Origin of the sequence: Rhizobium sp. CCGE531, assembly GCF_003627795.1 — a bacterium.
Taxonomy (GTDB): domain Bacteria; phylum Pseudomonadota; class Alphaproteobacteria; order Rhizobiales; family Rhizobiaceae; genus Rhizobium.
In genome coordinates this window covers 289,163-304,645 of sequence record NZ_CP032686.1, presented here as the reverse complement: position 1 = coordinate 304,645, position 15,483 = coordinate 289,163, and the positions used below count along the sequence as shown (strand labels likewise).

20 protein-coding genes and 1 pseudogene are annotated in these 15,483 nt (G+C 57.4%); 12 read left to right on the top strand and 9 right to left on the bottom strand.

The features are described from left to right. Positions 1 to 77: 77 nt before the first annotated feature. Together CCGE531_RS27755 and CCGE531_RS27750 are read left to right on the top strand one after the other, a co-directional pair. Positions 78 to 1,076 (top strand): DNA topoisomerase IB, encoded by a 999-nt coding sequence (locus tag CCGE531_RS27755; RefSeq protein ID WP_120670586.1) that lies wholly within the window; start codon positions 78 to 80, stop codon positions 1,074 to 1,076. 157 nt (positions 1,077 to 1,233) lie between these two features. After that, the gene (locus CCGE531_RS27750) at positions 1,234 to 1,839 is read left to right on the top strand and encodes a hypothetical protein (protein ID WP_245459487.1); all 606 of its coding nucleotides are present in this window, start codon (positions 1,234 to 1,236) and stop codon (positions 1,837 to 1,839) included. A gap of 26 nt (positions 1,840 to 1,865) precedes the next feature. On the opposite strand, the gene CCGE531_RS27745 is transcribed toward CCGE531_RS27750, so the two are convergent. Continuing rightward, a complete protein-coding gene (locus CCGE531_RS27745; protein WP_120669877.1) occupies positions 1,866 to 2,087 on the bottom strand; it encodes a hypothetical protein in 222 nt (73 codons plus the stop codon). A gap of 154 nt (positions 2,088 to 2,241) precedes the next feature. Next, complete coding sequence (locus tag CCGE531_RS27740; RefSeq protein WP_120669875.1) at positions 2,242 to 2,466, bottom strand: DUF2934 domain-containing protein; 225 nt, start codon at positions 2,464 to 2,466, stop codon at positions 2,242 to 2,244. Between the two features lie 196 nt (positions 2,467 to 2,662). On the opposite strand from CCGE531_RS27740, the pseudogene CCGE531_RS27735 reads away from it, so the two are divergent. Beyond that, positions 2,663 to 2,794 (top strand): annotated as a pseudogene (locus tag CCGE531_RS27735) (DUF3175 domain-containing protein); the annotation flags it as partial. A gap of 84 nt (positions 2,795 to 2,878) precedes the next feature. On the opposite strand, the gene CCGE531_RS27730 reads toward CCGE531_RS27735, so the two are convergent. Further along, positions 2,879 to 3,298: an HD domain-containing protein gene (locus CCGE531_RS27730; protein ID WP_120670584.1), complete on the bottom strand. Its 420-nt coding sequence runs from the start codon at positions 3,296 to 3,298 to the stop codon at positions 2,879 to 2,881. A gap of 209 nt (positions 3,299 to 3,507) precedes the next feature. Here CCGE531_RS27730 and CCGE531_RS27725 point away from each other — a divergent pair, with 209 nt between their 5' ends. The 3 genes from CCGE531_RS27725 to CCGE531_RS27715 all read left to right on the top strand — a co-directional run bounded on the left by CCGE531_RS27725 (position 3,508) and on the right by CCGE531_RS27715 (position 5,334). After that, entirely contained in the window at positions 3,508 to 4,035 is a 528-nt protein-coding gene (locus tag CCGE531_RS27725; protein WP_205586526.1) for a hypothetical protein, read from the top strand. A gap of 71 nt (positions 4,036 to 4,106) precedes the next feature. After that, positions 4,107 to 4,268, top strand: coding sequence for a DUF1328 domain-containing protein (locus tag CCGE531_RS27720; RefSeq protein WP_015343210.1), 162 nt, complete (start codon positions 4,107 to 4,109; stop codon positions 4,266 to 4,268). Between the two features lie 296 nt (positions 4,269 to 4,564). Further along, positions 4,565 to 5,334 (top strand): IS5 family transposase gene (locus CCGE531_RS27715; protein WP_120663716.1). Its coding sequence is split into 2 segments (ribosomal slippage): positions 4,565 to 4,876 and positions 4,879 to 5,334, totalling 768 coding nucleotides; the frame shifts between segments, so codons are not numbered across the junction. Positions 5,335 to 5,403: 69 nt separating this feature from the next. Here the strand turns inward: CCGE531_RS27715 and CCGE531_RS27710 are convergent. Next, a complete protein-coding gene (locus CCGE531_RS27710) occupies positions 5,404 to 6,246 on the bottom strand; it encodes a class I SAM-dependent methyltransferase (RefSeq protein ID WP_245459486.1) in 843 nt (280 codons plus the stop codon). Between the two features lie 288 nt (positions 6,247 to 6,534). Between CCGE531_RS27710 and CCGE531_RS27705 the strand changes: the two genes are divergently transcribed. The 6 genes from CCGE531_RS27705 (at position 6,535) to CCGE531_RS27680 (ending at position 12,132) form a co-directional block, all read left to right on the top strand. Then, on the top strand, positions 6,535 to 6,684 hold the full coding sequence (locus CCGE531_RS27705; protein ID WP_120670580.1) for a hypothetical protein: 150 nt from the start codon (positions 6,535 to 6,537) through the stop codon (positions 6,682 to 6,684). 252 nt (positions 6,685 to 6,936) lie between these two features. Next, the gene (locus CCGE531_RS27700; RefSeq protein ID WP_245459484.1) at positions 6,937 to 8,373 is read left to right on the top strand and encodes a CHAD domain-containing protein; all 1,437 of its coding nucleotides are present in this window, start codon (positions 6,937 to 6,939) and stop codon (positions 8,371 to 8,373) included. Between the two features lie 235 nt (positions 8,374 to 8,608). Further along, the gene (locus CCGE531_RS27695) at positions 8,609 to 8,908 is read left to right on the top strand and encodes a hypothetical protein (protein ID WP_120669869.1); all 300 of its coding nucleotides are present in this window, start codon (positions 8,609 to 8,611) and stop codon (positions 8,906 to 8,908) included. 578 nt (positions 8,909 to 9,486) lie between these two features. Continuing rightward, on the top strand, positions 9,487 to 10,857 hold the full coding sequence (locus tag CCGE531_RS27690; protein WP_120669867.1) for an MFS transporter: 1,371 nt from the start codon (positions 9,487 to 9,489) through the stop codon (positions 10,855 to 10,857). A 100-nt stretch (positions 10,858 to 10,957) separates the two neighbouring features. Then, entirely contained in the window at positions 10,958 to 11,116 is a 159-nt protein-coding gene (locus tag CCGE531_RS27685) for a hypothetical protein (RefSeq protein ID WP_162944050.1), read from the top strand. A gap of 86 nt (positions 11,117 to 11,202) precedes the next feature. Continuing rightward, on the top strand, positions 11,203 to 12,132 hold the full coding sequence (locus CCGE531_RS27680; protein ID WP_120669863.1) for an NADP-dependent oxidoreductase: 930 nt from the start codon (positions 11,203 to 11,205) through the stop codon (positions 12,130 to 12,132). A 170-nt stretch (positions 12,133 to 12,302) separates the two neighbouring features. Here the strand turns inward: CCGE531_RS27680 and CCGE531_RS27675 are convergent, their stop codons facing one another. The 5 genes from CCGE531_RS27675 to CCGE531_RS27655 form a co-directional block, all read right to left on the bottom strand. Next, positions 12,303 to 12,605 (bottom strand): hypothetical protein, encoded by a 303-nt coding sequence (locus CCGE531_RS27675; RefSeq protein ID WP_120669861.1) that lies wholly within the window; start codon positions 12,603 to 12,605, stop codon positions 12,303 to 12,305. 442 nt (positions 12,606 to 13,047) lie between these two features. Then, positions 13,048 to 13,269 (bottom strand): hypothetical protein, encoded by a 222-nt coding sequence (locus CCGE531_RS27670; protein ID WP_120670576.1) that lies wholly within the window; start codon positions 13,267 to 13,269, stop codon positions 13,048 to 13,050. A 107-nt stretch (positions 13,270 to 13,376) separates the two neighbouring features. Continuing rightward, on the bottom strand, positions 13,377 to 14,081 hold the full coding sequence (locus CCGE531_RS27665) for a TfuA-like protein (protein ID WP_120669859.1): 705 nt from the start codon (positions 14,079 to 14,081) through the stop codon (positions 13,377 to 13,379). Beyond that, positions 14,078 to 15,250: a YcaO-like family protein gene (locus CCGE531_RS27660; RefSeq protein WP_120669857.1), complete on the bottom strand. Its 1,173-nt coding sequence runs from the start codon at positions 15,248 to 15,250 to the stop codon at positions 14,078 to 14,080. The genes CCGE531_RS27665 and CCGE531_RS27660 overlap by 4 nt, the downstream gene beginning before the upstream one ends. Before the next feature lie 14 nt (positions 15,251 to 15,264). Beyond that, the gene (locus CCGE531_RS27655; RefSeq protein ID WP_120669855.1) at positions 15,265 to 15,483 is read right to left on the bottom strand and encodes a hypothetical protein; all 219 of its coding nucleotides are present in this window, start codon (positions 15,481 to 15,483) and stop codon (positions 15,265 to 15,267) included.

Sequence of the window (15,483 nt, the reverse complement as noted above, 5' to 3'; positions counted from 1 at the left end):
AAGATTCAGTCGATCGTGCGCGAGCCAGGCCATCGGGCAGGCAGATCGACAATCGGTCCGCCTCGGCAAACGAAGAGATCGTCTATCTGGCAGGCCTTGAGACAGGCATAACCCGCAAAAGAAGCGGCGCAGGCTTTACCTACTATGATCGACATGGACAAAGAATAACCGACGCGAGAGAGCTCGATCGGCTATCTGCCCTGGCAATTCCCCCCGCCTATACGGATGTGATCATATCGCCGGATCCGAACAGCCATCTGCAGGCGGTCGGCCGCGATGCAAGGGGGCGCAAGCAATACCGTTACCATCCCCGCTGGATCGCCATGCGCGAGAGCGAGAAATTTGCGCAACTGGCCGAGTTTGGACGAGCGTTGCCTGCCATTCGCAAGCGCGTCGATGCCGATCTCCGGCGACGCAAACCCGGTCTGGCGAAGGGGCTCGCAACCGTGGTCTCGCTGATGGACAATCTCTTTATTCGTATCGGCAACGAGGCTTATGCTCTTGAAAATGGCTCCTATGGCCTGACAACACTGCGCGGTCGCCATGTAAAAGCGATCGGATCACGCCTGCGGTTCCGCTTCAAGGGTAAGTCCGGCAAGGAATGGCGCCTCAACGTCACGGACAGGCGGATCATCCGCGCCATTCGCATGCTTCAGGAGCTGCCCGGCCAGCACTTGTTTCAATATGCGGACGAAAACGGGCTGATCCATCCGATCCGCTCGCAGGACGTCAATGCCTATATTCGCGAAGCAATGAGCTGCGATTTCAGCTCGCGTCAATTTCGCATATGGGGCGCCACGCGCATGGCGGCAACGGCGCTTTCAGCGCTCGAGCCGGCGGACACCGCAAGAGGAAGAGCAAGACAGATCAATAATGTCATCGACGGCGTCGCGGCGAAATTGGTCAACACGCGCGCCGTCTGTCGCGGATCCTATATCCATCCCCGCGTATTCGAGGATTTCGAGAACGGCCGCCTCGGCGAGATCGTCAAGATGCGCGTGCGAAGAAGAGCTGCCATCCTCAAATGGATGGAAGAGGACGAACTGGCGGTGCTGCGCTGGCTGGAAGCAAATTGAGCGGCCGCCTCGCGGATTCCGACAGGCCTCGTCAGATGGGAAGGATGACCTTCGGGAACTCGATGAGCCTTCAATAGTAGGCGTGAGTGCGGAACATGTGGTCTTTCAAATAGTTAAATTTGCAGACGATCGCTTCAGCCAACGAAAGGAGCCGTTCATGCCGATGATCGCCGGACTTTTCGATGAATATTGCGAGGCAAAGCTTGCCGTCGAGCTGCTGGAAGATGCCGGAATTGCGTCCAAGGACATTTCCATCATCTCTCGCACGCTTGATGGTCGCAGGATCGACGAAGGGCAAACCCAAACGGTAACGGATGCGACCATGGGCACCGGCATCGGAGCCGTAGCGGGCGCGGCGGGCGGCCTTCTGGCTGGCCTGGGCATCGTCGCGGTTCCCGGTGTAGGTCCCGTTGTCGCCGCAGGCTGGCTTGTCGCAATGCTGGTAGGCACGGCGGGTGGCGCCGTCCTCGGCGGCGCGACGGGAGGTGTCATGGGAACATTGACCGGCTCGGGCATCTCGGACGACGATGCCAATGTTTATGCCGAAAGCGTACGCCGAGGCGGTACGCTGGTCATCGGCCGCATCGGACAGGCGCAAGTTCCGCTTGCAAATGAAATTCTGGATCGCGTGCCGCGGATCAATATTGCGGCGCGCCGGGCATTCTACGCTCAAAGCGGCTGGGAGCAATTTGACGAGAAGCGCGGCCTTTACGATCCGCCGGACCGTGATCCCATACACTATGCTCCACCGCCACGCGTATGAGGCCAAGTCATGATGCGAGCGGAAAATCAGGCTCGTCCGTCAGCGGCCTTCGCCAGAAGCAAGAGCTGCTTCTCATCCCGGATGCCCTTTTGATATAGCTCGATGATCAGCGCTGCCGCTACTTCTGCTTCTTCGCTGTCCCGCGCAGCACTCCGCTCGACAAGGAAGGCGTCGAAGGCGCGCTGGCAAAGCTTGAGTTCGGTCGGAGTCAACGGATAGGTCTGATTTCGTAGAGATTTCCGGATCATTGTACTCTCCCTTTTCTTAATCAACAGCCATGGAAAGCGGCGGGGGGCCGCCGGCGTTGAGGTCGGTTATACTCGACATTAGGTCTGCCGTCTTTTGCCCACTCTCGGAGGGACAAGACACCGATGCCCGTGGGGACGTCTGAGGGCGCCGGCGCTACTTCTGCTCGGACGAAAGAACCGGCGGTGCTTGCGGCGGCGGCGGCGCCTGCGTCACGGCCTCCGTCTCATCCATCTCCATTGGCTGTCGCCCGTCTTCGGCAAGGATCTCTTGGGTTGCCCGGCGCCAATGGATAAGTTCCTGACCCTCCGGTTGCCCTTCGTCCTGCCATATTTGATAGGCGCGCAAGCGCACGGCTTCTTCTTGTAAAGACTGGTTCATCGATCGCAATCCTTCAAATCGTATATCGGCACAGCCCACCTCCGCTCACCACGAGCCGAATACCTTTGGCTTGCCCATCCAGATATGCCGAACCGCGACACCGCGCGGATGTTCCGGATAGCCATCAATTTTTTGGCAGCGGCTGTTACTTCAGCGGATTCAATGAGGCCGCTAAGGATCACGGACGCCGATTGCTATGCGAATGCCGCAGAACGGCACCCGTCACGCAAGCGATCTCGGCAAAGACGTCTTCAAACAGCGAAGCGCCAAGAAGATCGCCGATTCCCTCAAGCAGTCTGCCGAGCAAAGCCACCGTCGCAAGGCATCATCCCTCCTTGCCGGAAGACACGGATTTCATCTGTGATCGCCTGAATTAAACAGCTGAAATGAGGATCGGCGGCGGACCGCAGCGTTAGATTTTCCCAGCAATCATCAGCAAGATCTGCAAACCACGCTGATATTTCTCGCCGCTTTTGCCGATTTGCTCGCTTTGCCACAGATTATCCTCCAGATCGGCCTTCTTCACCGGCAGCGCCAGTGCATTCGACGCCGCCCGCAAGACGAATTCGTCGTCCGGCTCGTCCGATCGCCGCGTCAGCGCGTCGACGGCGGAGACGATCCTTGGAGGAAACCCCTCTTCTCTCAATCGATCGAGCGTCCACCCCCTTCCCTTCTCGGCGACATCGTGAAGATAGGCGACCGTGCGGGCCTCCTCGCCGGAAACGAGAAGCGCGATCCGCTGGCAGTGTTCGAAGAAGGGGCGCCCCGTCTTATCGGTCTGCCCCTCATGCGCTTCGAGCGCGATCTGTATGGCTTGGTCAAGGTGCTTCATGACATTCAGGGCCTCCAGGCATCTCGGATGCCCGCCGAACGGGCGCGAATCCGCAAGATCAGCCAATGAACCAAGCTCAAAACGGATTGTTCCCTCTCGCCGCCGCACGGCACTGGGATCAGCGTCTATTTTCATCATAATCGTCGCTTGCCACGCTGATGCCGAATTTTTCTGGTTTTGGCTTCCCCACGGCTTTGGAAGGGCGCGGAATGGAATTCATCAATCGTTATGTTGATCGACCATTGCTTGATGGTGGAGCGATGGCGCTGCGGATGTGGCACGAGCACACACGTCAATCGCCGCGGACACTTGCTCCTTTCTGGAATCTCCTGGTCATTTTGTTGCTTCTGTCCGCGAGCGGCTTCTTTCTGGCAGGCACTGTCTACAGGCTGACCTTTGCCGCGCTGTTGATGCTCTCCATTCCATCGATCCGGATGCTGGCGTTCGGTCGGACCACGGGGACCTATGATGTGCGCGCCTATCGTGCACTGGCTGCCGTTGCAATTCGCAAGCGCGAAAGCGAATGGGCCGTTCGCCTGACGGTGCTGTTCACCTCTATCGTCTTTCCCTTCTGTGTTCATGTCGACGACGGGGCGACAGCCTTGTTTCTGCTTGGCGCCAGTCTTTGGTTCGCGCTCATTGTGCCGGCGGGAATGTATCTGGAAGCCGCCGAGCCGCCGCCGCCGGCTGACGATGGCCGCAAGGCTTACTCGCGAGAAGCGATGTTTGCCGCTTAAACCTTATTATTGACTATGGAACAAACTGATAGCTGCTCCGTTCTCCATTTCAACAACAAATGGAGAGTAAGATGCTTTACTATGCGTTGGTATTTCTGGTCGTAGCCCTGATCGCGGGCGCCCTAGGATTTGGCGGCATTGCCGGTGCCTCGGCGTCAATTGCACAAGTGCTCTTCTTCATCTTCCTGATATTCTTCGTTGTCTCCCTGGTCATGAATGTAATGAGGCGCTAGGCATAAACGGCCAGAAAAATGGCCTCGGGCGAGCCCATATCGGGCAATCACGTCCTGCCGACGCGTTTCCCGGCTGACATCCGCTCCGCGAAAGCCCCGCGCCCTTGCCTGGCAGCCGGAGCACATAGCGAGCGCGGTCATCTCTAAGCTTCTCGTTGCCGCCTAAGCGACAACCAGACGAATGGCCAATTGTTCCCGGAAGATTCCGCATGCCGCCGATCTAGGTCACATACCCATAAAATAGTTTTGGATTTGAATGATTTGTGATTCTCTGTCTGTCAGGCTTGGAGGCAGAGATGGCGCGCTTTGATTTGACGGATTTCGAATGGTCGGTGATCGAACCCCTTCTGCCGACAAAGGTTCGTGGTAAGGCCCGCGTTGATGACCGACGCGTATTGAATGGGATCTTCTGGCGGCTGAGAACTGGTGCGCCGTGGGCGGATATTCCCGCGCGCTATGGCCCTTATACGACCTGTGTCAACCGCTTTAACCGATGGCGTCATGCGGGGCATTGGGCACGTATTCTCGATGCAATATCAGAAGCTTACGATGGCGACATCCAGATGATCGACAGCTCGTCGATCCGCGTTCACCAACATGCTGCCAACGGTCAAAAAAAGACGAGCGATCCGGTTGCATGGGTCGCTCGCGCGGCGGGCTGACAACCAAAATCCATGCTCTTGTCGATGCCGATGGCCGACCGATCCGCTTAAAGCTGACAGCCGGACAGGCCCATGACGGACGCTCGGCGACCGATATGTTTGCGACCATCGGGCCTGGTCAAATACTTCTGGCTGATCGCGCTTATGATAGCGACAGGCTGCGACAAGACCTCAAAGCACGTGGAGCATGGGGCTGTATCCGTCCCATGCCAAACAGGGTCAATATTCCTGCCTTCAGCTCACGGCTCTACAAACAACGCAACGCTGTCGAGCGGTTCTTCAACAAACTCAAACACTTCCGGGCCATCGCAACACGATATGACAAACGCGACGACAACTTCCTCGCATCTATCCAGCTCGCCTCAATTCGTATCTGGCTACGATCTTATGAGTCGGTGACCTAGAGGCCCTACGAATGCGCCAACTACTTCGCGGCTGCAGGATATGACCCTGATTAAAAAACGGACGTGCTCTTAGATTGCCGCGTTCCTGCAAACCGTTAGAACGAAGAATTCGCGGTAGCAGAAATCAGGCTGATCAAGCAGGCTCTCTGGATTTGCTGCCAGTTCCTTCCAATAATACTGATCGCTTTCAGGAAGGTCGTAATCCGGCGCTACAGTCGTGAAATAGGAGATTAAGTCGCGTACATAATTGCGCGTGTGCTCGCCAGTCGGGGCCCACCGTTCAACGAGCCAGCCTTTGCGCCATACGATCTCCATCCCTGCGTCACGCAAACGTGTGGGAAGCGAAGAGCCACAATCGGTGCCAAGCACACCCTTGTCGCGGAACGTCTGCAATCGCGCCGTCATGAAGCGGGTAAATACGCCGCGATCCATAGGCAATATCTGCAGAAGCGTTGAATCGAAATCCTTCACGGCGAGGATGCCGCCGGGCTTCAATACGCGTTTCGCCTCATCCGTCGCCTGCTGAAATTCCGCTGGCGTGAGATATTGCATAACATTGGCGGACCACACGCAATCGAAGGAAGCATGATTGAAGGGGAGTGACAGAATGCTGCCGACGCGGGTGACCACCTTCGGCCGATCCGGGACCTCCTTAATCAAGCTCTCGGCGCGTTGAATGTTCTCAGGCGCAAGATCAAGAGCTGCCACCGTCCCGTTGGAACCAGTCAGCTCGCAGATGAGCGGGAGGAAGCTTCCGCCCCCACATCCCGCGTCGAGTACGCTCCAGCCCTGTTGCATTCCAACCTGGGTAAGTGCGTCTTCGTATTCCGGCCGTGATGACTCAAAATGAAGATCGAGCCAGCTTGCATCACTCGCTTCATGGCCGGTCGATGTTGCATTTTTTGCTGGCACTGATATTTCCCTCCGCGAATCGCCGATAATATCGGACCTCGATAGCTGGTTGAGGTAAGCAGACGCGATATCTGATGGCAACTAATCCGTTATCGCCATGAGACGCCTGCCGGACGCATAGCGAATATGACCCTGATTAAACCGGACGTGATCTAGGTGAGGGCAGCACCTGCGATCATTCCGGCTTTCACGATGTGGCCGGGGGCGCGACCGCATTGCGCCAATCGGTTCCATTGGAACCAGAACAGGCCTGTGAGGATTAAATCCTTTTCAACGGAGAACATGGCCATGATCCGCAAACTGAAATCCGGCGAATACCGGCTTTACTCGCGCAAGGTCGATCCGAAAACAAACAAGCGCAGGAATCTCGGCACCTTCAAAACCCGCGAGGCGGCAGAGAAGCACGAGCGCGAGGTGCAATATTTCAAGCACCATTAGCCGGCCGCCAGCGAAACGACGTCGCCTTCTCGTCATCTGCGATGCTCAACGGAAGAAAACCCGCGATAATCGAGGGCAGGCCTTTGGCCGTTTCTCCGATTTTACCGTGGTCCCACCCTTGCTTTTGGTCGATTTCATCACGTCAGACGGTGATCTTGCGGAGAAAGCGTGCTTTCATCTGGATGTGAGACGATTGAACTATCCCTACTGCGAAAACGTTCCACGGATCACAGGGGCACGGGGAGTATCAAGGTGGCTGAAATCGAACTGAAGCTTGACCTGTCACGTTTGGAGATGGATAGCCTCGTCTCTTCGGACCTTCTTGGCGAACCCGCCGAGACGGTCGAGCAGCATTCGGTTTATTTCGACACGGACGACCGCAGGCTCTTCGACGCAGGATTCACACTCCGGATTCGCCGTTCCGGTGCTGCGATGACACAGACGGTGAAGGCCACCGGTCCCGGCGCGTCGTTGTTCGCCCGGTCGGAATGGGAGACCGCCGTCGAGACGGACGTCCCCGTCCTCGACCATACGAGCCCTCTTCTCAATCAGTTCGGTGACATCCGGGGAGATCTCTTTCCCCAGTTCGAGGTTTCCATCGACCGCAGGATCTGGAGCCTGATCGAGAACGGCTCCAAGATCGAACTCGCTGTCGATCGGGGCGCCGCCGCGGAGGCTGAACGGCAGACGCCCATCTGCGAGATAGAGCTGGAATTGAAGGACGGCGACCCGAAGGACCTGTTTGCTCTCGCGCGCAAGATCGAGGCGATCGTTCCATTCAGGTTCAGCGTCCACTCCAAGGCCGAGCGCGGCTACCGGCTGCTCGACGCAATGCCGCACGTATATAAATCAGAGGAAATCGACCTGGAGTGGCGATCGAGCGCCATGGAAGGGTTTCAAACCATAGCACAAGCCTGTTTCCGCCAATTTCGATTGAACGAGACCGTGCTGCTGCACCGGAGAAGCGCCGAAGCGCTTCACCAGGCACGCGTCGCGATGCGGCGGTTGCGATCCGCCATTTCGCTCTTCAAGCCGCTCCTGGACGATGAAGCTGGTCGACTATCCGACGAGTTCCGCTGGCTGGCTGGCGTGCTTGGCGAAGCCCGCAACATCGACGTGCTTCTGCCGAAGGCGAAAGACGGGAGTTTGGCGGACAGGCTGCAGGAAGCCCGCGAGGCGGCCTATGACGAGGCCGAGAAAGCGCTGGGATCGCCCCGCGCCAGAGCGCTCTTGTTGGATTTTCATGAATGGCTGCACACGGGCACCTATTTGGATGGGCCGGCGAAAGACAAGACGATCGCCGAACAGGCGGTCGAGGCCCTCGACAAGATGCGGAAAAAGCTGAAGAAGCACGGCCGCGATCTCGCACGTGTCGACGACGAGCGGCGGCACGAGGCAAGGAAGGACGCCAAGAAGCTGCGCTACGCCGCGGAATTCTTCAAATCATTGTTTGCCGGCCACAAGAAAGCCCGTCGCCACAAGCGTTTCATAAAGACCATGGGAGAATTGCAGGATCGGCTTGGAGCGCTGAACGACCTGGCAACCGGCCCCAGCGTGCTGGACAAGCACGGCCTGCGAGACCATGCCGAGGCCGCATCGGTCATCTTGCACGCCGACAAGGGATCATTGATCGCTGCCGCGCAGGCGGCCCTCGACGACGTCCTCGACGCCAAGCGGTTCTGGCGATAGCTTTGCTTGCGATGACGGCATCAGCAAAGCCGCTTAGCTGCAGCATTGTCGGCTTTTGAGGCTATGACGGCTACCATTTGAACATCCCGGTCGTCATCATTGCCTTGCCACCGCATTCGACATGGACTCCTATCCGCGAAGGAGTACTATCGAAACATCGTCGCCAACCGATCTCGTAGGCAGTGACGACTGAGGGTTGATATGCGCTCCCGCCTGCAAGGACGTGGAAAGCATAATGACCCCTCTGGAACCGCCAAAACTCCCAAAAGATCCGACACTCCGCGCCATGCTGATAAATAGGGCGCGCAGGTTTCTCGTCAGCGAAGCGGCTGTAAACCGCGTGGTGGAACGGACCATCAATGTTGCCTGTGATGATCCCGAAATCTTCGATGGTGCAAACATGAACGACGCATTGTTTGCCCTCCTGCATCGGCACGTATTGGATGAGATCCACCCGGTTATGGTGCGGCATTCGGAAACAGAGATGTCGATCTTGACACAGGTGGTCGACATTCAGCACCAGGCACTTTGTTGAACTGCGCTCGTCGCCTTTTATCCACGGCTCGAGGCCTTCGAAAATACCGGCTTCGGACCCGACCAGATTTGCGGATCGCCCTATTCGGTGCAATCGGCTCTCAGGTTAAATAGGCCGCCGGCGTCGTGCGGATATCTTGCTCTCCCTTGGATTTGTGGTCCACCGTCAACTCCGCGCCCGGAACGGCTGTCGCGAGCGTTCGTGCAGTCGACCGAACGCTCCGCATTTCCTCGCTTTCCGCATCTTCTCGATTGAACGACGACCCCGGACATTTGTTCCTCGCCGCATCAGGCGGCGCGCAATAGGAAATGCGAAATTAACCCTGGATCAGGTGGCTAAATGCACGAGCGTAGCGCCGAGGTCATCGCGCAAGGATGAAATTGTCACCCGTCGAACGAAGTCTTCCTAAGCCAAGGCTTGCGGATGCGACGGGCGAGGCCCTGCGACGCTCTGAAGGCAGCGGCAGCCGAACGACCATTCCCGGCGCCGATTTTACAATGGGTCTGCCACAACACTTCGATCGCGCTCGAAGTGAAACCAATTTAATTGCGCTACGTTTGTTTCCGAAAGGAACCATCATGCATTCGATCGCGCAACGCGAGAAATCACTTTCGAAACTGCATCCCGCCTCGCTCGTCATTCTTTGCCTGGGCGTGATCGTCGCGCAAGTTGACACCTCGGTTGTCAATCTCGCTGTTCAACCGATCGGCAAGAGCCTCGCGGCTTCGGTGACCCAATTGCAGTGGGTCGTCGATGCCTACAATCTCGTCTACGCCGCCCTTCTTATCAGCGGCGGCCTGCTGGCTGATCTTTACGGGCGGCGCCTGATTTTCATCATCGGCTGCATCATCTTCACAATCGCAAGCCTTGGATGTGCCCTGGCTCCGACGATCGCGATCCTGATCGCCGCCCGCGCGGTAACCGGCTTTGGATCGGCGCTTCTGATCCCGGCCTCTCTCTCGCTCATTCGGGTGATCTATCCGGACGAGAAGGTTCGTAGCCAGGCGCTCGGCATCTGGGCGGGATGCAACGGTGTGTCGCTTGCCATCGGGCCGAGCCTCGGCGGATATCTGATCCACGGCTTCGGTTGGCGGGCAGTCTTTTTGGTCGTCGTTCCCATCGGTGTGGTCGCTGCCATCGGGGCATTGCTTTGGGTCTCGGAGAGCGCGGACCGGAAGGGAAGATCGTTCGACGCGCTCGGTCAGATGCTGGGCATAGTATCGCTGGGCGCCATTACCCTTGCAGCCATTGAATCCTCGCATCTTCCCGTGCTCTGGACGGTTCTGCTGGCGTTTTTCGGCTTCGTTCTGCTCTCGCTTTTCATCGTGGTGGAACGGCGCCTGGATCAGCGCGCCCTCGTGCCGATCCCGATGTTTTCCAGCGGGCAATTCAGCGGCGCTATGGCGGGAACGGCCGCAATGACTTTCGGCATGTATGGCACGCTCTTTCTGTTTCCGCTCACCTCGCTCAGCCTCGACAGATTGAGTCCGACCGAAGTCGGCCTGGCGCTCCTGCCCATGGCACTGAGCTTTGTGGCGATATCGCCTTTCTCCGGCTCGCTTTCAGAACATCTTGGCAAGCAGCGAATGATTACGCTGGGGCTGGCGGCAATGGGTCTGGGAAACCTGCTGCTCGGTATTGCTTTCGTCGAAAACCTGTTGATCGCCGAGGAATTCGGTCTGCTGTTGACCGGTATCGGCATGGGCTTGGCAACTGGGCCGCTTACGGCGGTCGCGGTGTCAAGTGTCGGCAGCGAACGCGCCGGAACCGCAAGCGCACTCATCAACGTCGCTCGCATGGTCGGCGCAACCATCGGCGTGGCAGCACTCGGATCGGTCTTTGCATTTTTCCATGAACCGCCGCTCGGCTTCATCACGGCCATGCTTTGTGGTGGCAGCGCTCAACTTCTCGGCAGCATAGCGGCATGGCGATATTTGAAGCGGGCATAAGCGCTCTCGTTCACTCGTTCTTCGTATCTCACATTTTGGGAACTTCCGACAAAGTGGCTTGTTCGGTTGCGGTCAGGTGCCGCGGTTCAATCAGGTGCCAATGATGACGATACTGATCGTGACCGGATTGCTGATGATTTTTGCTGTAAGCGGTAGCCTGCTTGTCTGCGCCTGCATCGGCTATGTCGATTATCTGCTTGAGAGGAGAAGAGAACTCTCACTTCTCAAGGGGCCTGCGAAGCGCCGCGACGGGCTGTGATTGTATCGCCTGGATGACACGAGCATGCGCCGGTATCACATCGGCCGATTGCGGTTCGGAGATTTAATCAGCAAGGAGATTCAACGATGCAAGCCGTACGAATTCATCGTTTTGGTGGACCGGAGGTCATGCAGCTCGACCAAATCGAGCAGCCGATACCAGCGACCGACGAAGTCGTCATCAAAGTCTTTGCCGCGAGCGTCAATCCGGTCGATGCGAAGATGCGCGAGGGCAAGTATCCTGTCGTCACTGAAAAAGATTTCCCTTATGTGCTCGGTCGCGACGTAAGCGGTGAAATCGCTGATGCAGGTGAGTCGGTTTCAAGTTTTCTGAGGGGTGACGACGTTTTCGCCTTTCTGGCACCGGATCACGGCGGCTACGAAGAGTTCGTGATCGCAAAATCGGACGAAATCGCCAGGAAACCTGAAACTCTGGACCACGTCAAAGCCGCGGCGGTGCCACTTGCGGGTATCACCGCATGGCAAGGTCTCTTCGACCACGGCAAGCTGCAAGCCGGCCAGCGCGTTCTCATCCATGGCGGCGCCGGCGGCGTCGGCCACCTCGCAATTCAATTCGCGAAAGCCAGGGGTGCCTGGGTAGCGACCACGGCTTCAGCGGTTGACCGGGACTTCCTGAGTGACTTGGGCGCCGACCAGATCATCGACTACAAGTCCGAACGCTTCGAGACTATCGTCGAACCGGTCGATCTCGTCTTCGATCTCGTGAGCGGCGAGACACAGGAACGGAGCTTTTCGGTCATCAAAAGCGGCGGTGCGCTGATTTCTACCCTGGCGGAGCCCAACAGACAGCGCGCCGAGGCCCAAGGCATCAGGACCGGCCGTTATACCGCGCAGCCGAATGGCGCCCAGCTCCAGAAGATCGCCAGCCTCGTCGACAGCGGCAAGGTAAAGGTCCGCGTCGACCGCACCTTCGAACTTCGTCAGGCGGCGGCGGCACAAAAGGCGCTCCAGGACGAGCACATTCGAGGCAAAGTCGTCCTGAAAGTATTGAACTGAACGAGAGTGAGCGGTGCGGCCGAGGAGACGGTTGGCTTGAGACCGCGGGAAAAAGCGCAATTGTCACCGCCATGGTCCTGCAATCGCATGCGCCTCAAACACTTTCTATCTGTTTGATTTCCATGGCCGTAGGCAAGTCGAAATCAGCCCGATCGAAGGCTCGACTCCTTTCAATAGCAAACTTGCCGCTCTACCTCGCCTCGACTGTAGAGTGATTTCAGTTTAGTCCGTTGGGCACTCGACATGCTCTGGGAAAAGTCGCTCAATGCCCAAAACATCGCGATCCTTTCCAGCTGCGTCGGATTAATCATTCCGCATCGAAACAAGCTGACCAGCGCGGCGGCAAAACCCTCCCGGCTGTATTGAGTATCGTCGAACCAGCTCTGCCTCGTAACTAAGTCAAACACTTGCTTTATGACTTCGAGTTCGCTTTGCGACAAATCGCCTTTTGTAAAACGTTTCAACCCTTCCATGATCGTCTCCACCGCGAGACCGCCGGCAACTCCATGTGAGCTTGGCATCGGCAGCGACTGCCCTATGCCGGCTGAGTTCTCTTAGGTTTTTTTCGGCCGTTGACCACGCCTACAGGCACGACAAATGATGTCCTGGCAGGCCGGATCGGGCTCATTTCAACATGCCTTTTCAAAGTCGGAGATCAAAGCCAGTTCAGCGAACGGCAGATATCCCAGACGAGAGCAAGCCACGCGACAATAAATGCTGCAAACGCCACGGGCAGGATCCTCTTGTTTCCTCGAGGTTCTTTGAAGTCTGCGACGATGCCCACTGTATCGGTGGAACCTATTTTTCTCACGGGCAAGCCCACCTTGATTAACGCCCTTCTCAACAAGCTGGATCTCTTGAAGTTTCTCTTTGCCAGCTCGGTATCAAGTCGATGTTTAAGTCGCCAATGTTTTGCTAGCAGTGACCATACGTGTCACTGACAAGCGCGTTCAAATGCGCAGCTGACAGCATCGGGAACTCGATCCCTAAAACCAAAAGAAGAGCAGCTTGTGCCGCCTCGATAAGAGACGTCGCCTGCGGTACATCGAGTCCACTGGCGGTTTGGCCGGCATACCGCATCATTCTTATAAGAGCCAAGATCTCGCCCTGACGTTCCTGTGCTTCAAAATCGCTCACGCTTACAAGCCTCAACAAATGATTTGATAGGGGGAGACTGCCATATTTCGATTGATGGTGTGCGTTGCAAAAACGTTGCGCATGCATTAGTTGTATTTATCGGTAAATTACGTCCGAATAAGTTGTGGAAAGAGTTTGCGCCACAGCGGTGTCGCATTGAAAGACCAGTCTACCGTACGCCCTTGCAACGGCGCTTTGGCAATTGCGCGCATGAGCTCGATGGCGTCCAGACGCTTCTGGTCGGTCCAGGCTTTTGCAACCAGCGCCCTCACCTGCTCCGTGTCCATATCGGCGGCTTCGGCAACACGCTTCCAGGTCCGATCTTTGAAAAATACACGCCGGGCTGCCTGGGAGAGCTGTAAAGCCTCTTGCCTACCGATAATATCTTGGCCAATCGCAGCCTCGAGTGTCGCATCGATATTGACCAGTGGTACCGACAAAGTTGGATAGCCCAATTCCGCCGGGCCATGAAGGAGCGCGACGTCGGCATCCTCCTCCCGGCGCCCGGAAGCATAATCATCGAAAATCCGACCAACGCCGACCATGCCGTAAGCCTGGCATTCCACCGCGCGGAGCGCCCCCATGCTGGCTGCCCCAAATACCGGGATACCTCGGGATAGGGCAAAGAGTAACTCCTTGTGCCAGACCGGCGCGACGAACTCGAACTGACCGTCGATAAGGCCGATGCCAGCCGCGCCATCCTCAAGAGCTCTAACGACGTCGCCTTGGCACGCCGGCGGTCGTATGACCATCGTGCTGTCGGCAAACGATATGGCATCGGGCAGGCTTGGACCTACGAAGATCATTTTCATAGGAAACCCTTTGACAGCGCGCGGCTGCCGAAACGAATTCGGCGATCCCCGTCCGGATGTTCGAGTTGCGGCGCGAAAACCTTTGCGACCGATGCCGGCAACCATTCGGGTGCCAGCTCGATTGCATAAAGCTGGTCAATACCGCATCCCAACAGAGTCTCGACAAGGTGGTCGAGTGCATCTCGCGCAGACTCGGCGGGCATCGTCGGCAATTCGTTGAGGTTCGTCGTGTATCGAACCCGGAACGATTGCAGATGGGCGGGATCGGCACGGCGTGAGAACAGCTCAGGCACAAGATCATCTCTAGCGCCGGCGATGAACGTCATTCGAGATTGCACGGCCTCGGAAATTGCCCGGGCTGCGGCCACCTTGGGGGATAAGGATGCGCCTGCCCCCATGGTCAAGTCGGCATATCTGAGCGCGCCGTCATCCCCTTTCGGCCGCAGCAACGCGACGATGGAGGCAACGGCTAGATCGCTCGTCACATCGAAAAGGGCGAGATCGAAGTCCGCCGAGAAAATCCTCTCCAGCATCTCGCGAATATCCTCATCTTCGATGCTATGCGGATCTATCCGGCGTGCGTACCGACACTCCGGCTCGCCAACATTCCAGAGGGCACAAGCATCCCGCTCTATCCGCTCCAGCAACCCATGCAGGACTGCCTCGTGCCAAGTGTTCCCGGACGCCAATCCGTCCGATGACACCCAAAAGCGTGGGCTGACATGCGTTCGGTCAAGATGAATGGCCTCGAAAGGGACGAATATCGAGGCGTTCTTCGCCAGATCGCGGGCTTGAGACCATCTGATCTGTTCAGTGGTTTCTACCGGCTGCGCGCCAATCGCCAGCAGATCGTCCAGGCAATCCATCGGATAGTCGCCGGAGGCAAGATCATCTTGACTTGCCATCAACGCTGAACAGTAGGGTTGGGTCGCGACCGATCGCTCGATCGCTTCCATCACCGCGGATGTTTTCGCGGAAACGTCGTCCAGACCTTTGCCCTGGGCGACGACGATCGCCTTGGAGTTCGGGGCGTAGGCGCACCAAACGGGAATGCCTATTCGATCGAGCTCGGTCTGGCGGCCGACACGGGTTATGCCAAGCCGACCCAGATAGGGCCAAACCCTCGACAAGGTTTCGCCGGGAGAGCAGGCTCTAAAGTCGTTTGACACCGATCAACGAGCGCCTAACCCTCATAAAGGCCTGAGGCCGCGGAGCTTGCCGACTTTAACGCCACGGCGAAATCGACATCTTTCTCCACTCTGACCCCTTTCGCCCGCCAGGATTCAGCCTTCGCCAGATCACCCGACAGCCTGTGCGTATATCGCACGACAGTCCCCTTTTCGAGGTCAACCAGCCAGAGCCCTTTTTCGCCTTTAATCCCAATCAGAACTGCACCTGCCAT

Excerpts from the sequence above, each read along its gene's own strand:
- CCGE531_RS27750 (WP_245459487.1), top strand. The coding sequence starts at position 1,234 with ATGCCGATGATCGCCGGACTTTTCGATGAATATTGCGAGGCAAAGCTT.
- CCGE531_RS27745 (WP_120669877.1), bottom strand. The coding sequence starts at position 2,087 with ATGATCCGGAAATCTCTACGAAATCAGACCTATCCGTTGACTCCGACC.
- CCGE531_RS27740 (WP_120669875.1), bottom strand. The coding sequence starts at position 2,466 with ATGAACCAGTCTTTACAAGAAGAAGCCGTGCGCTTGCGCGCCTATCAA.
- CCGE531_RS27730 (WP_120670584.1), bottom strand. The coding sequence starts at position 3,298 with ATGAAGCACCTTGACCAAGCCATACAGATCGCGCTCGAAGCGCATGAG.
- CCGE531_RS27725 (WP_205586526.1), top strand. The coding sequence starts at position 3,508 with ATGGAATTCATCAATCGTTATGTTGATCGACCATTGCTTGATGGTGGA.
- CCGE531_RS27720 (WP_015343210.1), top strand. The coding sequence starts at position 4,107 with ATGCTTTACTATGCGTTGGTATTTCTGGTCGTAGCCCTGATCGCGGGC.
- CCGE531_RS27705 (WP_120670580.1), top strand. The coding sequence starts at position 6,535 with ATGATCCGCAAACTGAAATCCGGCGAATACCGGCTTTACTCGCGCAAG.
- CCGE531_RS27695 (WP_120669869.1), top strand. The coding sequence starts at position 8,609 with ATGACCCCTCTGGAACCGCCAAAACTCCCAAAAGATCCGACACTCCGC.
- CCGE531_RS27690 (WP_120669867.1), top strand. The coding sequence starts at position 9,487 with ATGCATTCGATCGCGCAACGCGAGAAATCACTTTCGAAACTGCATCCC.
- CCGE531_RS27685 (WP_162944050.1), top strand. The coding sequence starts at position 10,958 with ATGATGACGATACTGATCGTGACCGGATTGCTGATGATTTTTGCTGTA.
- CCGE531_RS27680 (WP_120669863.1), top strand. The coding sequence starts at position 11,203 with ATGCAAGCCGTACGAATTCATCGTTTTGGTGGACCGGAGGTCATGCAG.
- CCGE531_RS27675 (WP_120669861.1), bottom strand. The coding sequence starts at position 12,605 with ATGGAAGGGTTGAAACGTTTTACAAAAGGCGATTTGTCGCAAAGCGAA.
- CCGE531_RS27665 (WP_120669859.1), bottom strand. The coding sequence starts at position 14,081 with ATGAAAATGATCTTCGTAGGTCCAAGCCTGCCCGATGCCATATCGTTT.
- CCGE531_RS27655 (WP_120669855.1), bottom strand. The coding sequence starts at position 15,483 with ATGGCAGGTGCAGTTCTGATTGGGATTAAAGGCGAAAAAGGGCTCTGG.